An 18,681-nucleotide genomic window follows, 5' to 3' on the forward strand; every position below is an offset into this window, starting at 1 on the left:
CGTTTATCCCTCCCGTCTCTTTAGAGGCAAAATGCATTGCACCCGCGTACCGTTATCCTTCATGCTTTCGATTCGAATGCCAAAATCATCCCCATATTGCAGCCGAATCCGGTCATGCACATTTTTAATGCCGATCCGCTCCGGCGGAGCAGCGGTTGCATCAGCAGCCAGCCGCTCGCGAATAAGCTTCAACCGCTCCTCGTCCATGCCAACCCCGTTGTCCCGCACTTCCAGCATAAATTGCCCGCTATCGCCTTGCGCCTGCAGCATGATCCGTCCTGCTTCGTTCGAAGGCTCGATGCCATGCATCAGACTATTTTCGATAATAGGCTGCAGCATAATCTGGATCACCTCTTGCTCCATCCACTCCTCAGCGATATCGAATTCCAGCGTCAGATCAGGAAACTTCATCTTCATCAAGCCAACGTAATTCTCGATGTAGCTTAGCTCTTGGCGCAATGGAATAAGGCTGCTTCCCCTGCCGACGCTGCCTTCCAGAATGCCGCCCAGATTGGAAAGCATATCGCCGACCTCGCCGTCGTTGCGAATGTAAGCCATCCATTTGATATTGTTCAGCGTGTTCAGAATGAAATGAGGATTAATCTGCGCTTGCAGCGCACGGAAGCGCATGTCCTCCTTCTGCTCGTACTCCTCCTTCACCCGAATCAGCAGTCCCCGAATCTCCTTCACCATCTTGTTGTAGGTTTCGATAAGCGAAGCGATTTCCTGCGGACCCGATACCGATAAGGTCGAATGGAATCCCTTGTCCTCCAGCTCGCGCATCCGTTTCCTAAGCAGCTTAAGCGGCTTCGATATCCCGTAAGCAATCGACATCGTAATAAGCAGGAATACGATAAGAATAAGAATGAACAAAATAATATTCGTATGGCGGATGTCGTAAATTTCTTTGAAAACCGTATCGTACGGAACTACCTGGACAATCTTCCAGCCATTCATCTGTACCGTATCGTAATTGACGATCCACTTTCGCCCGTTTTTCTCGATAATTTCTTGCCCGTTCCGGCCCGCGCTTACGCTATGCATGTAGCTTTCCTTCGATAGGCTTTGGCCTACCATCGCCTTCGTCGGGCTCGACACGACCGTTCCCGCCTGATCGACGAGATACACTTCGCCCTTCAGGCCCTTCAAATAGCCGCGAATGTCTGTCTCGTTCACGCTAAAGGCGACCATGCCAATATTTTGGGAGCTCTGAAGCTCCGTTATCGTCTTCACAAGCGTGATGATCGGCTTACGATCCAAGTAGAGCCGCTCTTTATGATTGAAAAACCATTTTTGCTGATATGGCTTGCTCATCATTTGCCGATACCAGGTGGCGCCTATGTATTCTTGAAGCAGGTTTTCCGTCAGGTAGCTCGTGCTTAGCCAATTGCCCTTGCGGTCGAATAACGTCACATCCGTATTCGTAAAATAGGAGCTATGCAGCCGGTTAAGCACCGCATCGTTCAACCGCAGCTTTTCATAAGGACTGAATGCTTCCGGCTCCTTCAGCAGCTTCGTGATCGTCGGATTCGTCGCGATGCTGAGAGAGGATTGCAGCATGTCCTCCAGAAACAGCTCGATGTTGAAATTGACCAAATACAACGAGTCCTGCGCGGCACTGCCGATCTTCTGCTCAATCACGTTTTCCAGCTTTTTATTCATCCAATTGAAGGTTAGAATAAATGGAATTATAAGGAATACTAATGTTGAAAAGAAGATTTTGTAACGGATTGAGTTCATGATTTCCTCACTCCTTTCGGCCGATTACTCATCATTATCTAGATATTATACTTTATCGTTTCCAATCGCCAATTGATTTAATGATAGCAAAAACACCTTAATCAGCAAGGCAGCCGATTAAGGTGTTCGGAGAAGCGGAGGCGCCGGATGAGGCGATCCGCAGATGAAGTTTTTATGCGGCTCCTACGTCCGTCGCATATAAGCGCGTACTGTGAGCGGCGCGAATACCGCTACGATAACAATAGCGCCGATGAGCGCGATCACGAGATCTGAGCCGGCAGTGCCTGCGTTCGTCAGATCACGGACAGCCGTAACGAGATGCGAGATTGGATTGATGTTAACAAACCATTGCAGCCATTTCGGCATCGTTTCAACAGGCACGAATGCATTCGAGAGGAACGTGAGCGGGAATAATACCAGCATGGAAATGCCTTGCACGCTCGAAGCTGTACGTGCAATGACGCCGAAGAAAGCGAAGATCCAGCTAATAGCCCATGAGCAGAAAATGACGAGCAGTGCAGCGATCGCAACATAGCCGAACCCGCCGTCAGGACGGTAACCCATAATATAGCCCATGCCGAACGTAAGCACGGTAGCGATCGTGTACCGAATCGTATCCGCCAACAACGCCCCCGCTAATGGGGCTATGCGCGCAATAGGCAGCGATTTGAATCGATCGAATACGCCTTTATCCATGTCCTCGCGCAGCTGAACGCCGGTCACGATTGAGGTTGTAATAACCGTCTGGACGAGAATGCCGGGAATAATAACAGGCAAGTAGCTTTGCACATCACCGGAGATCGCACCGCCGAAAATGTACGTAAACATGAGCGTAAAAATGATCGGCTGAAGCGTTACGTCGAATAGCTGCTCTGGCGTGCGGCGGAGCTTCAGCAAGCCGCGATAAGCCATCGTTAACGAATGTCGGACCGACTGGCCAAAGCTCGTGTGGTTTTTCAGCTTGCGGCCTGCGCCTGGTTTAATCGTTGTCGTATTCATACTCTTGCCACCTCTTGTTTATTCGATTCATTGGACGCTTGCGATGCGCCTTCGCCTGTAATCGTTAAGAATACTTCATCGAGCGTAGGCTTTTGCACGCTCATCTCTGCCAATTGAATGCCCGCCGAGCGCAGCTCGATCAACAGGTCGGTCACGAGATCGACATTCGCCATCGGAGCCGTAATTCGGCCAGCTTCCGACGACACGCTGGATTGGACGCTCAGCACCTGCTCGATCTTCCTGCGTGCAATCTCGATATCCTGCGGATCTTGGACTCTCAGATGCAAAGACGAGTTGCCGACAGATGCTTTCAGCTCATCAACCGTGCCTTCCGCCACAACATGGCCGCGATCAATCACCGCGATCCGATCCGCCAACTGGTCTGCCTCATCGAGATACTGCGTTGTCAGCAAGACCGTCGAGCCTGTTTTCACCAATCGGCGAATCGTTTCCCACATCTGCGCTCTTGTGCGCGGGTCTAAGCCTGTCGTCGGTTCGTCGAGGAAAATAAGCGGCGGCTGTGCGATCAGGCTCGCTGCAAGATCCAGACGGCGACGCATGCCGCCGGAGAAATTTTTGAGCGGGCGCTTCGCGGCTTCGGTCAATCCGAACTCCTCCAGCAGCTCCTCTGATTTGCGGCGTGCTTCCTTGCCTCCGAGCCCAAGCAGCCGGGAAAAAATAATGAGGTTCTCCGTTGCGCTCAGCGACTCGTCGACCGATGCATACTGACCGGTCACGCCAATCAATTGACGGACGATTTGCGACTCCTTCACGACATCGTGACCGAAAATTTTAGCCGATCCCGCATCCGGTCTTAGCAAGGTTGCCAGCATACGAATCGTCGTTGTTTTGCCTGCGCCGTTCGGGCCAAGCACGCCGTAGATCGAACCGGTCTTAACCTTCAAATTTACGCCATCCACCGCGCGGTTATCGCCGAACGTTTTGACGAGTCCGTGCGCTTCGACTGCCCAATCGTTATGTTCTTGTTTCATTGTTAATTCCTCCAATTCAACTGTTGATAATGTGATCATACCGCTCGTTTATAAACTGAATTTAAACAGCGTTAAAATAACGGCCTGCATCATGAGATTTACTTATCCGACCCACGCAAAGCACAGCCTGATCAATTAGAAACGATTAATCGGCTGCCCGTTAAGGCGCAGGAATCGAAATGCGCCAGCGTAACCAATGGTACTATAACGGGGAAGCCCCTAACAGGCACTCCGGAATGAATGAAGCTCCGCCTCGCGAAGGAGAACAAATGCCAAATGCCCCGAAGGTCCATTAGAGGCCCTCGGGGCATTTCGTTCATTTTTTCAGTTCGCTAAACCAACGTTTCTCAGCAGCTTCATGACGAGCACTGTCGCTTGCGACTTCGTTACTTTCGCCTGCGGAGCGAGCTTGTCGGCCGAAACGCCGTTCAATATTCCCTGCTCCACGAGAATCGCGAGCGACGCTTGCGCATAGGTGGAGACGGCCGCTTTATCCGTGAACCGATCCAAAACTGCGGAATCTGCAACTGTCTTCTCGCCCGCATACGCCAGTGCTTTCGCGAGAATGACCGCGAAGTCCTCGCGCGTGACGGCGGCATTCGGATCGAAGAAGCCGTTCCCTCTGCCGTTCACGAGGCCCGCCTGCTTAGCTGCTGCGATGTCCGCTGCGAATGCTGAACCAGCGTCAACGTCCTTGAAAGCTGTTTCAGCTGCCGTTGCCGACTTCTCCGGCAAAATGCCGAGCGCTCTGACGATAAGCGACGCGACTTCCGCGCGCGTAAGCTCGCGTGAGCCCCCGAACAAGCCTACTGAATCAGCTTCGACGACTAGCCTTGAAGCAGCGGCTTCAACATCCTTTTTCGCCCATACCGGCAATGCATCCGTGTAGGAAACAGACGTTTTCACAATGCCGTAGACGCTATTGCCCTGCCGCTTCAGCTCTGCGGAAACCGTACCATCGCTGTTGTCGGCGAACAGAACGGGCACGGGACGCAGCTCATTCGACTCTGGCACATAAACGACTCCGGCCGCATGGCTCTGATCGAGGCCAGACGCCTTCAGCTTGAACAGGTGCGAGAGGAACCGATTGTTGAAGTTCTCGATTTCGGCGTACGAGCCGTCTGACTGCTTGCTTTCAATCTGGAAGGCAACTGGCGATGCGATGGATGAATACCCGCCTAGCTCCAACAGCTTCTTCCATGCTTCCAAGGTCTTCTGGTCCGGCTCCCCAATCGTGATGCGGATATCCTTATCCGTAGGAAGCGAAAGGATCGGAATGTCGAAGGATATATCATTCCAACGGATGACTAGCGCTGCATCGTTACCTTTGGCAGCGATTGCGGCTACAATCTCCTTCGATACGGCGATTTGAATTTGCTTCGCTTCACCGTCAATGATGACAGGAATCTCAGATGACGAGGAAGCTTGAATCGCCCTCAGGGCAGCGTCCGTCGGCAAGCTAATTGCCAGCCTTTCTCCTTCCTTCACGCTCCGCGTCTCCAGCCCTACCTTCACAGAAGACTGGAACGTTATCCCCGATGGCACGACCGGCGGCTGGATCGTCTTCACAGCCAAAACGCTGCTGAACATCGAAACATTGCGCAGGACGCCGCCAGCCTTTTCGACCGCAAGCACTTCAATGCTGTAATTCGTCTCCGGCGCAAGACCTGTCAATGTGAATGACGTACCGGAGGTCGTCCCCGCCAGCACTTTGCCGACATAGACCTCATAAGCGGTCGCTCTCGTCGATGCATGCCACTTCACTTCAATCGTATTGCTTCCAACCGTGGCAGCTTTCAGCTCCGTCGGAGCAGCTAGCGCATCGGCATTCGGCTGCCCATTGATCGGCAAATCCTTCGCCAATCGCGTCGTTAGCGTCCGATTGCGGTCGCCGCTAATTTCCCAGCTCATGACGCCTGGCAAATCAAGCGACTTCGCGAGCGAAGCGATGTACATCATCGACGCTTCGTCGTTATAGGTGAGGAAGACGCCGTTCGCCGGATTGAACAGCGAGGCCGCTTTAGACGCTTCGTTCCATTGCTTGGCATAGCCCTCATGATTCAAATAATTTTCCTCGATATCGGTGAAGTCGAACGCGCCGTTCTCCCAGGTGCCGAATGGCGCCGAGCTCTGGCAGGTTTGATACTCGCCGGCTGCCGGACATCCTATCCAACCTTTTCCATAAAACGGAATGCCGATTTGCACCTTGTAATGCGGTACGCCGCCGTTCAGCTCGCCCAACACACCGCCAAGCGTATTGTTGCGTGGCGCGTAATCTTTGGGATGCTTTGTGTCGTAATAAAGCGGTGAATTATGGTGAGCAAACGGCTCCCAGCTTCCGCTGTAGTCATACGTCATGATGTTTATAAAATCGAGATAACGCGACGAATCGGCCAGCTTCGCATTCGTGACGAAGTTGTCGCCTTGCGATGCAGCAATCGTCTGCAAATAATATTTGCCATCCTCCGAGCCGGCAGCGTCAAGCGCTTCACGCACGGTCTGGACCATCAGAGCAAAATTGTCCCGATCCTCCGGACCTCGCGCGTTGTCGTCCTCGCCGCCCTCCACCGGGTATTCCCAGTCGATATCTAACCCGTCCAGCATATAAGCTCGCAGGAAATCCACGACGGAATTCGCGAACGCGCGCCGCGTCTCCTCGGTCCGCGCCATGTTCGAGAAATTGTTCGACCAGGACCAGCCGCCGACGGAAATGAGCAGCTTCAGATGAGGATTCGCATCCCGAATCGCCGCCCACTCTGCGAAGAGCGGCAGATCTGTCGTCGGATCGCCGACGATCATTTCGCCGTCAAAGACGTAATCCTTCTGCAGCGGCACGTTATCGTTCTGGCAAGCGGCCGCGCCTGAGCCGAAGCCCTTCCAGCACAAATCCGCAAAAGCGAAATTCAAATGCGTAAGCTGCGAAACATCGACGTCCGCAGGCTTGAAGTTGCGCGCTGTTTCGCTTGCGGACCACAGGGTATAGTACGACACAAGGTTATAATCAGCGCCGGGGACGACTCTCGCCGTCTCGCTGTCAGGCGACCGCCAGAGCGCGTTTTTGGCGACAACCTTAAATGAGTAAGCATGCCCTTCCTGCAACCCCGATGCAACGTAACGATTCTCATTGCTTGAACCGATCAGCGCGCCGTCCGCAAAAATATCGTAGCCTGTCGCGCCCGGCGACTCTGCCCATCCGAGCGACACAGCCGTACGCGTTGCGGTCACCGCTTGCACATCCCGAGGCGCAGCAAGCTCTCCCCATTTGATCGTTACCGCATTGCTTGTCTTCGATGTTTTGGGCAGGTTTTGCGCCGCTACCTCGAATGTATAAACAGCGCCCGTGACGGTAACATCCGCGGGCAGCGAATAGGTAACGGTATTGGAGCCGTCCCATACTCCCTGCTTCCATGCGCCATTGACGTAGAAATCATAGCCATTCGCGCCGGGACTGCCTGTCCATTGCAGCGTTATGCCCGTCTCGGTAACCGCCGTTGTGCGGAGGTGCGAAGGCGCTGCGAGCGGCGGCTCGGGATAAGCGCTCGTGTCCGGCGCGGTCGTAAACTCGAGCACATTGCTCTTATACGCAAGGGACGGCCGATCAGCGTACCATGTAATGTAAATGCGGTACGTCGTATTCGGCGTCAGCCCGCCAATCGTCTGGTTGCCGCGATCCCCCCAGGTAAGCCAAGCGTTCGTATCCGCATTCCAAATATCGATATCGTTGTTGTTGGAAGCATCGCCAACCAGATCCCAAGCGATTTTCGCCGTGTTATGCGTAATCAAGTCGTTGCCGTTGTCATCCTTGGCGATGTGAAGATTCGCAGGCCCGATTTTTCCAGCATCACTGCCCCCTGCTTCTGCATGGACATGCGGCGGCGTGAAAGCAAGAAGACCTACCAGCAAAACAAACACGAGGTAGACTTCGAGGGACAGCGCATATTTTTTTATCATGGATAATTTCAATAGAATCACCTCTATCGGATGAAGTAGGTGGAGCATGATACAAGGCACATTTGTTGCGGACATAAGGGAAAGTCACAGAGATGCGAATGCAGAGGAATGCTGGGGCACAAAACGAGGTCAAGCTGCGTAACGCGCATGAATCACCACCAAGTAATTTATGTAATTAATGTAATTTACTTCTTATTTATATTTTGGAGCATAAAGGAGTACGGGGTAAGGTGCACAATTCTATTATTAGGGGATAATTTAATACGAGCGAGAGGAAAAATGCAGAATGTGAGGTGCGGAAGGGTAAGCGATGTGCAGGCGCGAGGCTTAACTCGGACGAGATTCTCTTTGTTTTCTGTGCGGGTCGCTCGTTCTCCTTTGGCGAGAAATGAGAGGTTTCGTCGAACGGGGGACGCGGAGGCATTGGGGTACGGGCAGAAGGATGCAAAAGGCGCGCGAGGACCATGCTGGGCATATATTCCACAAGCAGCATACCACATGCCCCCGGCTTCGGCGGCTAACGGACTCAGATGACGCTATTAAGCTAAAATGAGCAGGTTTCAGACTCTAACGGACACCAGGGACGTTATTGCTTGCATTTTGGCTCAATTATGCTCTTTTTCGGTCCATTAACGGCGCTGGTGTCCGTTAGATTCGAGAAACATCCGTTTTCCTCGAAATAACGGCTCCTCGGTCCGTTAGCACTCGCGGGTGGGGGTGCTTGCGGCGGCACGGGATTTCATTGCGACATCTGACGGGTTACCTGCACATCTGACGGGTTACCTTCGACGTCTCGCGTTATCTATGACAACTCGCAGAATGCTCACGGCGTCTCGCGAATGACCCGCGGCATCCCCACGTAGGCAGCGTAAACCAATCAAAAAAGCAGTACAGCACACGCGCTGCACCGCTTTTTCCACCCACCGTTGCGAATAAGCGCTCGATGTGCCGGTCAACCGACGACCTTCAAGCCTCAGTCTTGCGCGACCGTCACGACCACATTCCCCTTCTTGTGCCCTTGCTCCACATACGTGTGCGCTTCAACAATTTGTTCCAGCGTATAGCGTCGATCAATGATGGCTTGCATTTTCCCTTCTATAATGAGGCTGTGAAGCTGAGCGAGATGTTCATGCTTGAACGTAATCGAGGATCGAACGGAGACGTACTTGCCTTGTTTCTTAAGCATGGACTTACAGCGTGAAGACGATAATTTGCCTACTGCGTCGAAAATCAAATCATACGACTCGCCGAGCTTCGTTACATCCTCTTTCGTATAGTCGACGACCCGATCGGCGCCGAGCGATTTCACCATCTCTACATTCGCGGTGCTGCATACCCCTGTGACATCTGCCCCGCAGCATTTGGCAATCTGCACAGCAAACGTGCCTACGCTTCCAGAAGCGCCGTAGATGAGCACCTTCTGTCCTTGCGCAATGCCGCCTTGCCGAAGAAAGCCCATTGCGGTTAACCCTCCGACAGGGACGGCGGCGGCTTCCTCATCCGTCATATTGACGGGCTTCATCGCCACTATGCCCTCTTTTGCCCTCGTGCCATCTTCCAACAAGCAAATATAATCGGCATAAGCGCCGAAGCCCAGACCCGTATAGGCAAAAATAGCGTCGCCTCGCTTGAAGCGCGTCACGTCTTCACCCACCGCATCGACGACACCAGCCAGCTCGAACCCTAGCGTCTTCACGCGTTTGGGACGAAAAAGACCGTTAAATAGCCTGGCTAGAAACGGGTCAGCCTTCCTTATGCGCCAATCCGCCGCCGATACGGTCGTCGCATGAACTTTTACACGGATTTCGTTGCGCTTCGGCACGGGGACAGCCACCTCTTTCAACGAAAGCACTTGCGGCGGTCCATACCGTTCATACACGATTGCTCTCATGAAACTCCACCTCGCTTCTAATTATCCCTCATCCCCATAGGTGAACACTTCCTCAAGCGAAAGCTTAAAAACGCGCGCGATCCGAAACGCCAACTCCAGCGAAGGCGAGTACTTCCCCTTCTCAATCGCGACAATGGTCTGCCTGGTCACCCCAACGAGGTCGGCGAGCTGCTGTTGGGTCATTTCGCCATGATTGAATCGTAAGCTGCGGATGTTGCTAGTAATGTGACTTTGGACCATCTTAGACTCCTTTTCGATAGAGATAAAGCCGCAATCCGATGCCGGCTACCTCGGACAGAAACCCCGAGAGAATCAAAATGATGAACATTACGGATATTTTCATCTCCAGCACCAATGAGCCCATCGCAAGCAAAAAACCAAAAACGAACACGAGGTAGGAAAATCGCATCGCTCTCAGCTCGATTTGCTTATCCAATTCATCGGCAAAAGCGGGCGCTGCCTCGTTCGTTGCGATCCGGTTAATGATGACAAAGATGATTTCAATGATGATTTTGGCCACGATCGTAACCGGAATGAGAATCAGAATGACGGCGCCCCAAAACCGGAACAGCTCCGTCCCTTCCATGACGGCATCATGATACCGCAAATAAACATAGAAACAATATGACCCGAAAATCAAGATCGAGCTAAATAGCGAAACGATATGTTTCTTCTCCTGATAGGACATGGCACGGCTCCTTTGCGTCGGTGCCCCCGCGAGCGGAAGCGGCCTGATCTGCTCAGAATGTAACATTTACCATACCTTATGTCAAATATTTTATACATCTAATCCGCATGAAGCAGCCTCATGCCCGCTTCGACTTGCTGCGCTTCCCGGGAAGCAAGGAACCCCTCCCTTTCTTCGACGATTCAACAGAATAAATCGTTTTTCGCATAATCGCTTACATTCGAAAATGCTTTTCCCTCATCTGAAACCCGGTATAAATACACATACATTCATTAGAGTTGAACATTTTTTCAACGCGCCATTTGCACTAATCTTGACTGTGTACTGTTTCTAATCGCACTGAAGGAGTGGATAGGCGTGGCAAAAATAGCAGATAAGTATCTCGTCGTAGATACATGGAAGGTCATCGAGAACGGCTTTGATCCGGCGCGAAACCGCGTATCGGAATCGATCTTTTCCCTCGGCAACGAATATATGGGCGTTCGCGCATACCCGGAAGAGGGCTATAGCGGCGACTCCTTGATCGGCAGCTACTTCAATGGCCTATTCGAGGAAAGCAAAGTTTCCGCCCATTATAAAGGCATCATTCGCTTCCTCCGCTTCATGGTGAACGCGGTGGACTGGCTGCATACCCGCATTAGCATTGACGGCGAAACGCTTGACCTGGCGAAGAGCGAATTCAGCGAATTCACCCGTGAGCTCGACTTCAAGCGCGGCACCTACCTGCGCAGCTTTATCTGGCAGCTGTCGGATGGCAAACGCGTGAAATTGACGTTCGAGCGTTTCGTCAGCATGAACGTTTCCAATCTAGGCTGCCAGCGCATCGTCTTCGAACCGGTGAACTTCTCCGGCGAAGTCGTCGTACGCACAGGGCTTGACTTCTCCGTTATTCACGAGGATCAAGGCCGCAGCTTCTGGCAAAGCGTACAGCATGGCCAAGCGAATGGCGTAACGGCGATGCTCGGCGAAACGGTCAACACGAAAAACCGTCTCTTCTCCGGCTTCTCGACTCATGTACCGAACGCGCTGAACAGCACGCTGGTCGAAGGCGACCGCTTCATCGGACAAGATATGACGATCAAGCTGGTGCAAAGCGAAGCGTCGACGTTCGATAAGTTCGTTTACAACTATGCCGAGAAGGATCTGGCAGTTACGAACGAGCAGCTGTGGAGCACAGGTCAGCAAAACGCGCAAGCATACGTCGGCGCAAGCTATGACGAGCTGGCGCAGCAGCAAGCGAACTATTGGGCTAACGTATGGAAAGAGTCGGACATCGTCATCGAAGGCGACCCGGACAACCAGCAGGGCATTCGCTTCTGTATTTTCAACCTGTATCAAACGTATCACGGCGACAATCCGGGCTTCAATATCGGCGCCAAAGGGCTCACGGGCGAAGCATACCGCGGCCTTGCCTTCTGGGATACCGAGTCCTATTGCTTGCCGTTCTATATTTTCAACAACCCGAAAGCAGCCAAAAGCTTGCTCGAATTCCGCTACAAATCGCTGGATTACGCCCTTGATCGCGCGAAGGATCTGGACTGCGAAGGCGCCTTCTATCCGATCGCAACGATCGACGGCACGGAAAGCTGCGACCTGTGGCAGCACTCGAACCTTCAGCTCCATGTCGGCACGGCGGTCGCTTACGGCATTCGCCACTACGTGACCATCTCGGGAGATACCGAATTCCTGTATGACAAAGGGCTCGAAATGCTCATTCAAATTAGCCGCTTCTACGCGACGCGCGGTCAATACGGCCAACAAACCGGCCTGTACGGCTACTTCGGCGTTATGGGACCAGACGAATTCCAGCTCATGGTCAACAACAACTGCTACATCAACCTAATGGCGAAGAAGCTGTTCGAATATACGCTCGAAGTGATCGGCAGCATGTCCGAGCAATCGAGCGAAGCGTTCCAAGCATTGGCTGAACGCCTTGCCCTCACAGCGGAGGAGCAAGCGGACTGGAAGAAAAAGGCGGAGCTCATGAAAATTCCGAAGGACGAGAAAACAGGCATCTATGAGGAGCATGACGGCTTCTTCGACATGCCGCATCTCGATATCCACTCGATCCCGGTAACGGAATTCCCGCTGTACTCGCACTGGTCGTATGACCGCCTGTACCGCTACGACATGATCAAGCAGCCGGACGTGCTCATGTTCATGTTCCTGTACAGCGGCGACTACTCGTTGGCAGAGAAAGCAGCCAACTACGAGTATTACGAATCGCGCTGCATTCACGAATCGTCGCTCTCGCCTTCCGTTCACTCCATCTTCGCAGCGGAGATCGGCAAGGATGAGGAAGCGTACCAATTTTTCGAATTCGCGACGCGTTTGGACTTGGACAACTACAACCGCAACACGCGCGAAGGCTTGCACACGACCTCGATTGCAGCGGCATGGCTGAATATCGTGTACGGCTTCGGCGGCATGCGCTCCGACGGCGACAAGCTCGTCCTGCAGCCAACGATTCCAGCGCGCTGGGACAGCTACAGCTTCCCGATCTCTTACAAAGAATCGAAGCTGCATGTTGAAGTCAACAAGCAGAGCGCTTCTATTAAAGTCGTATCCGGCGCAGCGATCGAGCTTACGATCTACGGTCAAGCGTACACGGTAGATGCAGCTGGCGTTACGATCGACCTCGTGAAGGTCGGCATGCCCGTTTAGCTTTGACATTTTGAAACGATGAAGGAGAATACCGCATGTTAGAGCATATGAAGGGCGCCATCTTCGATCTGGACGGCGTTATCGTCGATACGGCAAAATACCATTACCTCGCTTGGAAAGCGTTGGCTAACCGGCTAGGCTTCGAGTTCACAGAGGCCCATAATGAACGTCTCAAAGGCGTTAGTCGCGTGGAATCGCTTCGCATTCTTCTTGAAATTGGCGGAATCGAGGTCGACGAGCAGACGTTTAACGAAATGGCAGAAAGCAAGAACAAGGAATACGTGGCGTCTATTGCGAAGCTTCAGCCTGAGGAGATTTTGCCTGGGGCGAAAGCCTATTTGCAGCAGCTTAGAAGCCAAGGGGTCAAAATCGCGCTCGGCTCCGCGAGCAAAAATGCCGAATTTATTTTATCCAAATTGGAAATTGCCGATCTATTCGATGCCGTAATCGACGGCAACAAGGTGTCGAAGGCAAAGCCGGATCCCGAAGTGTTCGTGTCGGCAAGCGTCGCGCTCGGCCTCGATCCGAAGGACTGCGTCGTATTCGAGGACGCGGAGGCAGGCGTGCAGGCAGGCAAAGCTGCTGGATCGAAGGTCGTCGGCATCGGCAGCCCGGAGATTTTGAGAGAGGCCGATCTCGTTATCGCAGGTCTTGCTGAGCTGGCCGGATAAATCGTCGCAGCAAAGCGCCCACACTCGCTTTTACAGGAGTTTGGGCGCTTTTTTTGTTCCTCCAATCGATTGAAGGACAGCAGTGGGTTAGCCCCTATCCTAACGGACCCAGCAGCCCTTATATGCTCAAATTCAGGCAATTTTCTGTTGTAACGGACCGAGCAGCCGCTATTCTACCAATATCGTCCTCTCACGCCAATAAAATCGCTAAATAACGGCCGTGGTGTCCGTTACATGTGCAGTTGGCGCTTTTTTGGAGTTATAGCGGCTCTGCGGTCCGTTAAAAAAAGGGTGTCCCTAAAGCAAGCACTGCGGTGCAGCATCCTGCTTACGAGACACCTTCTTTTATCGCTCATACTACAACAATCACGCTACCAGCTCATCCAATCCGCGCACGACGCGGTTGGCCGCGCCCAGAATAGCCTCGCTTCCGATGCCGACGACGTACATGCCCGCGGCAATCGCCGCCTGCACGCCAGCCTCCGCATCCTCGAACACGACGCAATCCTGCGGCGTTAAGCCCAGCTCATGGCAGCCGAGCGTGAACACTTCCGGGTCCGGCTTCGCCTTGGACACCTTCGTGCCGTCGACGATGCTGTCGAACAGCTCCAGGATGCCGACCTTCTCCAAAATGAACACTGCGTTTTTGCTAGCCGAGCCAAGCGCGATTCGAACGCCTTGCTCCTTCAGCTGGAGCAAATAGGCCTTCGCACCTGGCAGCAGCTCCGATTCGTCCATGTTCCGAATATATTGCAGATACCGCTCGTTCTTCTCCTCAGCCAACCGGTGCTTCTCCGCCTCGGACAATGAAACCCCGCCAACCTCAAGCACGATTTCCAGCGATCTCGTCCGGCTTACGCCTTTCAATCGCTCATTGTCAGCCTCGGTGAATGCAAAGCCTAATTCCTCCGCAAGCTGCTTCCAAGCGAGATAATGGTATTTGGCCGTATCGACGAGCACGCCGTCCAAATCAAACAAAGCGCCTTTTACATTATCCAGCAAGGCCGCCACCGCTTCCCGCTCCATCCAATCGAATCGTCAGTTGGCTGCCAGACTCCGCTTGTACCCGTTCTTCGCCGATCTTGAACGTCTGCACCGTGCTGTTGCTGCTGTTCGAATCAATAACTACTTCGTTAGCCGTAATATGCAATCGGAACTGCTGGCCCTTGATGAGGACAGGAACCGTGATGGACTTCCAGCCTTGCGGCAGCGACGGCTTCACGACGATCTCTCCGCCTGTCAGGCGAACGCCTGCGAAGCCGAGAATGGCCGCCATCCAAGCGCCGCCGTTCGCGGCCGGATGCGTTCCGCCAATATAGAGCGTTCCCACGTACTGCTTGGATTCGCCAGTCAAATCGATTGTCGCCGTCTTCATGAAATACTTGTACGCCCAATCCGGCGATCCGATATCCGAAGCAACCAGCGCGTAGATACAGGAGCTCAAGCTGGAGCCATGCTCCGTACGCGGCTCATAATAACGCCAGTTCGCCTTCTTCACTTCCTCCGAATAACGATCCTTCAGCAGGTGGAGCATCAGCACAACATCGGCTTGCTTGAGAATGCGCGTCGTCGTCGCAAGGCCGTTGCCGCCGCCCAAATACTCGTTTTTGTTCAAAATTCGTGATTTCAACGTTGGCAGATCCACATCCTCAAGCTTCATGTAGCCATCGAATTGCTCGATGAGCAGCGTCTCCGGATCAGGCTGCGGCACATACAGCTCCCGATGCATATCGCGCAGATGCTCCAAGTCACCAGCAAATTCCAGCTTCGCAAGCAGCTCGTTGCAGAACGCAGGATGCTTCTCCTTCAGCAGCTCTACCGTTTCCAATGCGATCTCCAGCGTCATGCTGACCATGGCGTTCGTAAACGCATTGTTGTTGACGCGCTCGTGGTATTCATCCGGTCCCGTTACGTCCAGCAATTCATAACGATTCTTATCAACTTTATAGTAGGAGTAGGAATGAAGGAATCTCGCGCACTCCAAAATCACCTCAGCACCGCCCTCCAGCAGCGCGCTCTCGTCCCCTGTAAACCGGTAATATTCCCAAATGCCATGCGCCGCGTCCGCGCTGATATGAATCTGCTTGTCGCGGAAATACGTCCGCATCGGACGATTCGTGAAGACGTCCGTCACGTTGAACAGCGTGCACGCGTCGTCGCCCGTTTCTTGACTCTCCCATGCGAAATAAGCGCCGCGATAGCCATATTCCGCCGCTTTCCTGCGCGCGCCTTCCAGCGTATGTACGCGGTACATGACGAGATTTCTGGCGATTTCCGGCTGGCTGTACAGGAAGAACGGCAGCATGAACATTTCCGTATCCCAGAAAACGGCGCCTTTGTACACCTGACCGGACAATCCCCGTGCCGGAATCGATACCTTCTCGGAATGGCTTGGCGCAATGATATGCAGCTGATAGAGGCTGTAACGCAGGGCAAACTGCGCTTCATCGTCGCCGTCGATCTGCACGTCAGAAGCTGCCCATTTGCGCTCCCATTCCCGCTCATGCTCGCTCAGCAAGCGCTCGTAGCCCGCTCCCATCGCTTCCTTCACGCTATTCATCGCAGCTTGGGTCGTCTCCGACTGATCCTCGCCGAACTGGACGGAAACGTACTTCGTAAACGAATACGTTTGGCCCGCTTTGCACGCGAACGCCGCTTTGCGATAAGCGCTATTCGCGGAACGAACGGACATCTCTGCGCCGTCGATTCCCGACCATACGATGCCTTCCGCCACGCATACCGTTTGGCGAAGCTCATGCGTGAGCGCCGACAAGCCAACGATGCCTGCCTGTTCCGCGATTGCAAAATCCTCAAGATGTGGACCGTTGATATCCCAAACGTCACCGTCGATGCCCGTCTCTACCGTCAGCTCGCCGTCTTCCGAGCAGCGTACTTCCACCTGCATGACGATCAGATCAAGCTTGCGCATGCTGATAAACCGGCTGGAGCGAACCTCTACTTGTTTCCCGCCAGAGGTTACAAACGTTGTTGCACGCTGGAAAACCGCATTGCGCATATTCAGCGACTGCATATGCGATTCATGGCGCGACGTCAGCAGGCCCAGCGGCTCCCCGTCGCCAAACCAGCGCGTCGACAGCCCGTTCGGCGCATTGATCGGCTCCCGCCACTGATCGCCAACTTTATCGTACAGTCCTGCCGGCGTACATGCCGTCAGCTGCTCCTTAGTGAATTCCTCCAACGTCCCTCGGTAGCCGAGAGCACCGTTGCCCTGCATAAATTTGTTCCCGTTAATCGTAATCTTGTCCGGATCGAACCCGGATTGTTCCACGATCCAACTCATTGTCATTCCCCACCTTCGGCATCGAATATCCTTCCATTGTAAGGCGGGGCAAGTGGGGCCGACAGGCGCGATCTTATTGAAATGATGGTTGATTTTAAGGTGTTGCCGCATTTTATATTTGAACTATCGTTCCAAAATAGCTATACTACTGTCAAGGAGGCTGGAGGCAATGGTTCGTACCAAAGAATTTGAACCTTCCGCCGCTTTGGAGAAAGCGCTTCGGCTGTTCTGGCGCAAAGGCTATGAACGGACGTCGATTAACGATCTCGTGTTGGAAATGGGAATAAACCGAGGCAGCATCTATGACACTTTCGGAGATAAGCATTCCTTGTACCTCCAATGCCTTGCACGTTATTCGGATACTTACATCTCGCAGACGCTTGGCGTGCTTGCCCGCCAATTGCCAGTTATTGCGACGCTGGAACGCTTATTCTCCAACGTAGCGGAGCTCGTTCACGAAGATGGATGCAATTGGGGATGCTTCATGACGAATACCTCAACCGAGCTAGCCCTGCATGACGCGAAGGTCGCCGATCTGGTGACCCAAAATTTCGAACGGCTAGAGCAAGCCTTCGCCCAATTTATCGAACAAGGGATTCATTCCGGCGAGCTTCGATCAGACCTTGACCCGCAAGCGCTGGGCCGATACTTTACGAACGCTTTCTCAGGCCTTGCTACACTTGCCAAAACAAACCTGCCTGCCCCCTTCTTCAAGGATGTTGTGCAAAGCACGTTATCCATTCTGAAATAGATGGCCTGTCTGACGAGACAGGTCCCTATTTTACGATATATTTGAACGATCATTCCAATAAGGAGGTGATGAGATCGATCAAGAAGCATTGCCGCTATTTTGTCCCATATAAACTGAAAGGAAGGGATAACCATGTCAAACGATAAACCAAAAACAGCTGTAATTACGGCATCCTACTCTGGGCTAGGCACGGAGTTATGCAAACTGCTTGCCCAGGATGGCTATCATCTCGTGCTCATGAATAGGGATAGACTTCGAACGGAGCTGCAATTGCATGACTTGCGCCAATCATTTCCGGGACTTGCAGCTGTACCGATCATTGCCGATCTGTCTAATCATGATGCGGTTCGCGAGGCAGCAATGAAGATTGCTGAACAACATCCTCATATTGACAGACTGTTTCACAATGCAGGCATCCTCCAGAACCGTTTGGCCTTCTCCCCGCAAGGAAACGAAATCCATTTTGAAGTCAACACCGTCGCTCCCGTTCTGCTGACACATCTGCTCAAACCTCAGCTCGCTGCATCAGGAGGCGCAATTGTAACCGTAGTCGGATCAAGCGCGATGAGAATGGCACGCCAGCTCCATCCGGGCAAGCTGCGGAAGCCAACGACATTTAAAAAATTCACACCTTACGCCCAAAGCAAGCTCGCCGCGGCAGCTGCATTCATCGCATTATCCGAACCGTTCGCCCGAGACCATATTCTGCTGTGCATCGTCGATCCCGGACCGAATAAAACAGCAATGTCAGAAAGCAGCGGACTGCCTGGCTGGTTTAAGCTATTTCGTCCTTTCTTCTCCTCCCCTGCTGTCGGAGCCAAACGAATTTATGAGGCCGCGCATGACGCTGCGTTCGACGGTCAAACAGGCATTTATATCGAAAAAGGCAAAGTCGCTCGGCCTCCCCACATTGCCCTGAACGGCAAGCTCCAAAACGAGCTTCTGCTGCAATTGCGGGAAATCGCCCATATTTCAGCATAAGGCACTCGAAAGCAGGCTGCCGATAGACGTTCGGCAGCCTGCGATACGACGA

General features: G+C 53.1%; 13 protein-coding genes. 4 read left to right on the forward strand and 9 right to left on the reverse strand.

Annotation, left to right across the window (positions count from 1 at the left end):
- Positions 1–3: 3 nt before the first annotated feature.
- From PAECUDRAFT_RS21270 to PAECUDRAFT_RS21300, 7 genes are all read right to left on the reverse strand, one after another.
- Positions 4–1,740, reverse strand: a complete 1,737-nt coding sequence (locus PAECUDRAFT_RS21270; RefSeq protein WP_006040218.1) for a sensor histidine kinase — start codon at positions 1,738–1,740, stop codon at positions 4–6.
- A 183-nt stretch (positions 1,741–1,923) separates the two neighbouring features.
- Complete coding sequence (locus PAECUDRAFT_RS21275) at positions 1,924–2,739, reverse strand: ABC transporter permease (protein WP_006040219.1); 816 nt, start codon at positions 2,737–2,739, stop codon at positions 1,924–1,926.
- Complete coding sequence (locus PAECUDRAFT_RS21280) at positions 2,736–3,731, reverse strand: daunorubicin resistance protein DrrA family ABC transporter ATP-binding protein (protein ID WP_006040220.1); 996 nt, start codon at positions 3,729–3,731, stop codon at positions 2,736–2,738. Before PAECUDRAFT_RS21280 ends, PAECUDRAFT_RS21275 begins: the two co-directional genes overlap by 4 nt.
- Before the next feature lie 324 nt (positions 3,732–4,055).
- The gene (locus PAECUDRAFT_RS21285; RefSeq protein ID WP_006040222.1) at positions 4,056–7,694 is read right to left on the reverse strand and encodes a glycosyl hydrolase family 18 protein; all 3,639 of its coding nucleotides are present in this window, start codon (positions 7,692–7,694) and stop codon (positions 4,056–4,058) included.
- A 961-nt stretch (positions 7,695–8,655) separates the two neighbouring features.
- Positions 8,656–9,573, reverse strand: a complete 918-nt coding sequence (locus PAECUDRAFT_RS21290) for an NAD(P)-dependent alcohol dehydrogenase (protein ID WP_006040224.1) — start codon at positions 9,571–9,573, stop codon at positions 8,656–8,658.
- A 21-nt stretch (positions 9,574–9,594) separates the two neighbouring features.
- Positions 9,595–9,813, reverse strand: coding sequence for a helix-turn-helix transcriptional regulator (locus PAECUDRAFT_RS21295; protein ID WP_006040225.1), 219 nt, complete (start codon positions 9,811–9,813; stop codon positions 9,595–9,597).
- Position 9,814: 1 nt separating this feature from the next.
- Complete coding sequence (locus PAECUDRAFT_RS21300; protein WP_006040226.1) at positions 9,815–10,261, reverse strand: hypothetical protein; 447 nt, start codon at positions 10,259–10,261, stop codon at positions 9,815–9,817.
- 357 nt (positions 10,262–10,618) lie between these two features.
- On the opposite strand from PAECUDRAFT_RS21300, the gene PAECUDRAFT_RS21305 reads away from it, so the two are divergent.
- Together PAECUDRAFT_RS21305 and pgmB (PAECUDRAFT_RS21310) are read left to right on the forward strand one after the other, a co-directional pair.
- Positions 10,619–12,925, forward strand: a complete 2,307-nt coding sequence (locus PAECUDRAFT_RS21305; protein ID WP_006040227.1) for a glycoside hydrolase family 65 protein — start codon at positions 10,619–10,621, stop codon at positions 12,923–12,925.
- A gap of 35 nt (positions 12,926–12,960) precedes the next feature.
- Positions 12,961–13,596 (forward strand): beta-phosphoglucomutase, encoded by a 636-nt coding sequence (pgmB, locus tag PAECUDRAFT_RS21310; protein ID WP_006040228.1) that lies wholly within the window; start codon positions 12,961–12,963, stop codon positions 13,594–13,596.
- A gap of 366 nt (positions 13,597–13,962) precedes the next feature.
- On the opposite strand, the gene pgmB (PAECUDRAFT_RS21315) is transcribed toward pgmB (PAECUDRAFT_RS21310), so the two are convergent.
- Both pgmB (PAECUDRAFT_RS21315) and PAECUDRAFT_RS21320 read right to left on the reverse strand, forming a co-directional pair.
- Entirely contained in the window at positions 13,963–14,607 is a 645-nt protein-coding gene (gene pgmB, locus PAECUDRAFT_RS21315; RefSeq protein ID WP_006040229.1) for a beta-phosphoglucomutase, read from the reverse strand.
- Positions 14,588–16,897, reverse strand: coding sequence for a glycosyl hydrolase family 65 protein (locus tag PAECUDRAFT_RS21320; protein WP_006040230.1), 2,310 nt, complete (start codon positions 16,895–16,897; stop codon positions 14,588–14,590). Before PAECUDRAFT_RS21320 ends, pgmB (PAECUDRAFT_RS21315) begins: the two co-directional genes overlap by 20 nt.
- A 169-nt stretch (positions 16,898–17,066) precedes the next feature.
- Here PAECUDRAFT_RS21320 and PAECUDRAFT_RS21325 point away from each other — a divergent pair, with 169 nt between their 5' ends.
- Positions 17,067–17,648 carry a TetR/AcrR family transcriptional regulator gene (locus PAECUDRAFT_RS21325; RefSeq protein WP_006040231.1) on the forward strand — a complete coding sequence of 194 codons (582 nt, stop codon included), beginning with the start codon at positions 17,067–17,069 and terminating at the stop codon, positions 17,646–17,648.
- A gap of 132 nt (positions 17,649–17,780) precedes the next feature.
- On the forward strand, positions 17,781–18,629 hold the full coding sequence (locus PAECUDRAFT_RS21330; RefSeq protein ID WP_006040232.1) for an SDR family NAD(P)-dependent oxidoreductase: 849 nt from the start codon (positions 17,781–17,783) through the stop codon (positions 18,627–18,629).
- Positions 18,630–18,681 lie beyond the last annotated feature (52 nt).

This window comes from Paenibacillus curdlanolyticus YK9, from assembly GCF_000179615.1.
Lineage (GTDB): Bacteria > Bacillota > Bacilli > Paenibacillales > Paenibacillaceae > Paenibacillus_T > Paenibacillus_T curdlanolyticus.

Coding starts and splice junctions, on each gene's coding strand:
- PAECUDRAFT_RS21325 (WP_006040231.1), top strand. CDS start 17,067: ATGGTTCGTACCAAAGAATTTGAACCTTCCGCCGCTTTGGAGAAAGCG.
- PAECUDRAFT_RS21290 (WP_006040224.1), bottom strand. CDS start 9,573: ATGAGAGCAATCGTGTATGAACGGTATGGACCGCCGCAAGTGCTTTCG.
- PAECUDRAFT_RS21275 (WP_006040219.1), bottom strand. CDS start 2,739: ATGAATACGACAACGATTAAACCAGGCGCAGGCCGCAAGCTGAAAAAC.
- PAECUDRAFT_RS21300 (WP_006040226.1), bottom strand. CDS start 10,261: ATGTCCTATCAGGAGAAGAAACATATCGTTTCGCTATTTAGCTCGATC.
- PAECUDRAFT_RS21320 (WP_006040230.1), bottom strand. CDS start 16,897: ATGAGTTGGATCGTGGAACAATCCGGGTTCGATCCGGACAAGATTACG.
- PAECUDRAFT_RS21295 (WP_006040225.1), bottom strand. CDS start 9,813: ATGGTCCAAAGTCACATTACTAGCAACATCCGCAGCTTACGATTCAAT.
- PAECUDRAFT_RS21330 (WP_006040232.1), top strand. CDS start 17,781: ATGTCAAACGATAAACCAAAAACAGCTGTAATTACGGCATCCTACTCT.
- pgmB (WP_006040228.1), top strand. CDS start 12,961: ATGTTAGAGCATATGAAGGGCGCCATCTTCGATCTGGACGGCGTTATC.
- PAECUDRAFT_RS21280 (WP_006040220.1), bottom strand. CDS start 3,731: ATGAAACAAGAACATAACGATTGGGCAGTCGAAGCGCACGGACTCGTC.
- PAECUDRAFT_RS21270 (WP_006040218.1), bottom strand. CDS start 1,740: ATGAACTCAATCCGTTACAAAATCTTCTTTTCAACATTAGTATTCCTT.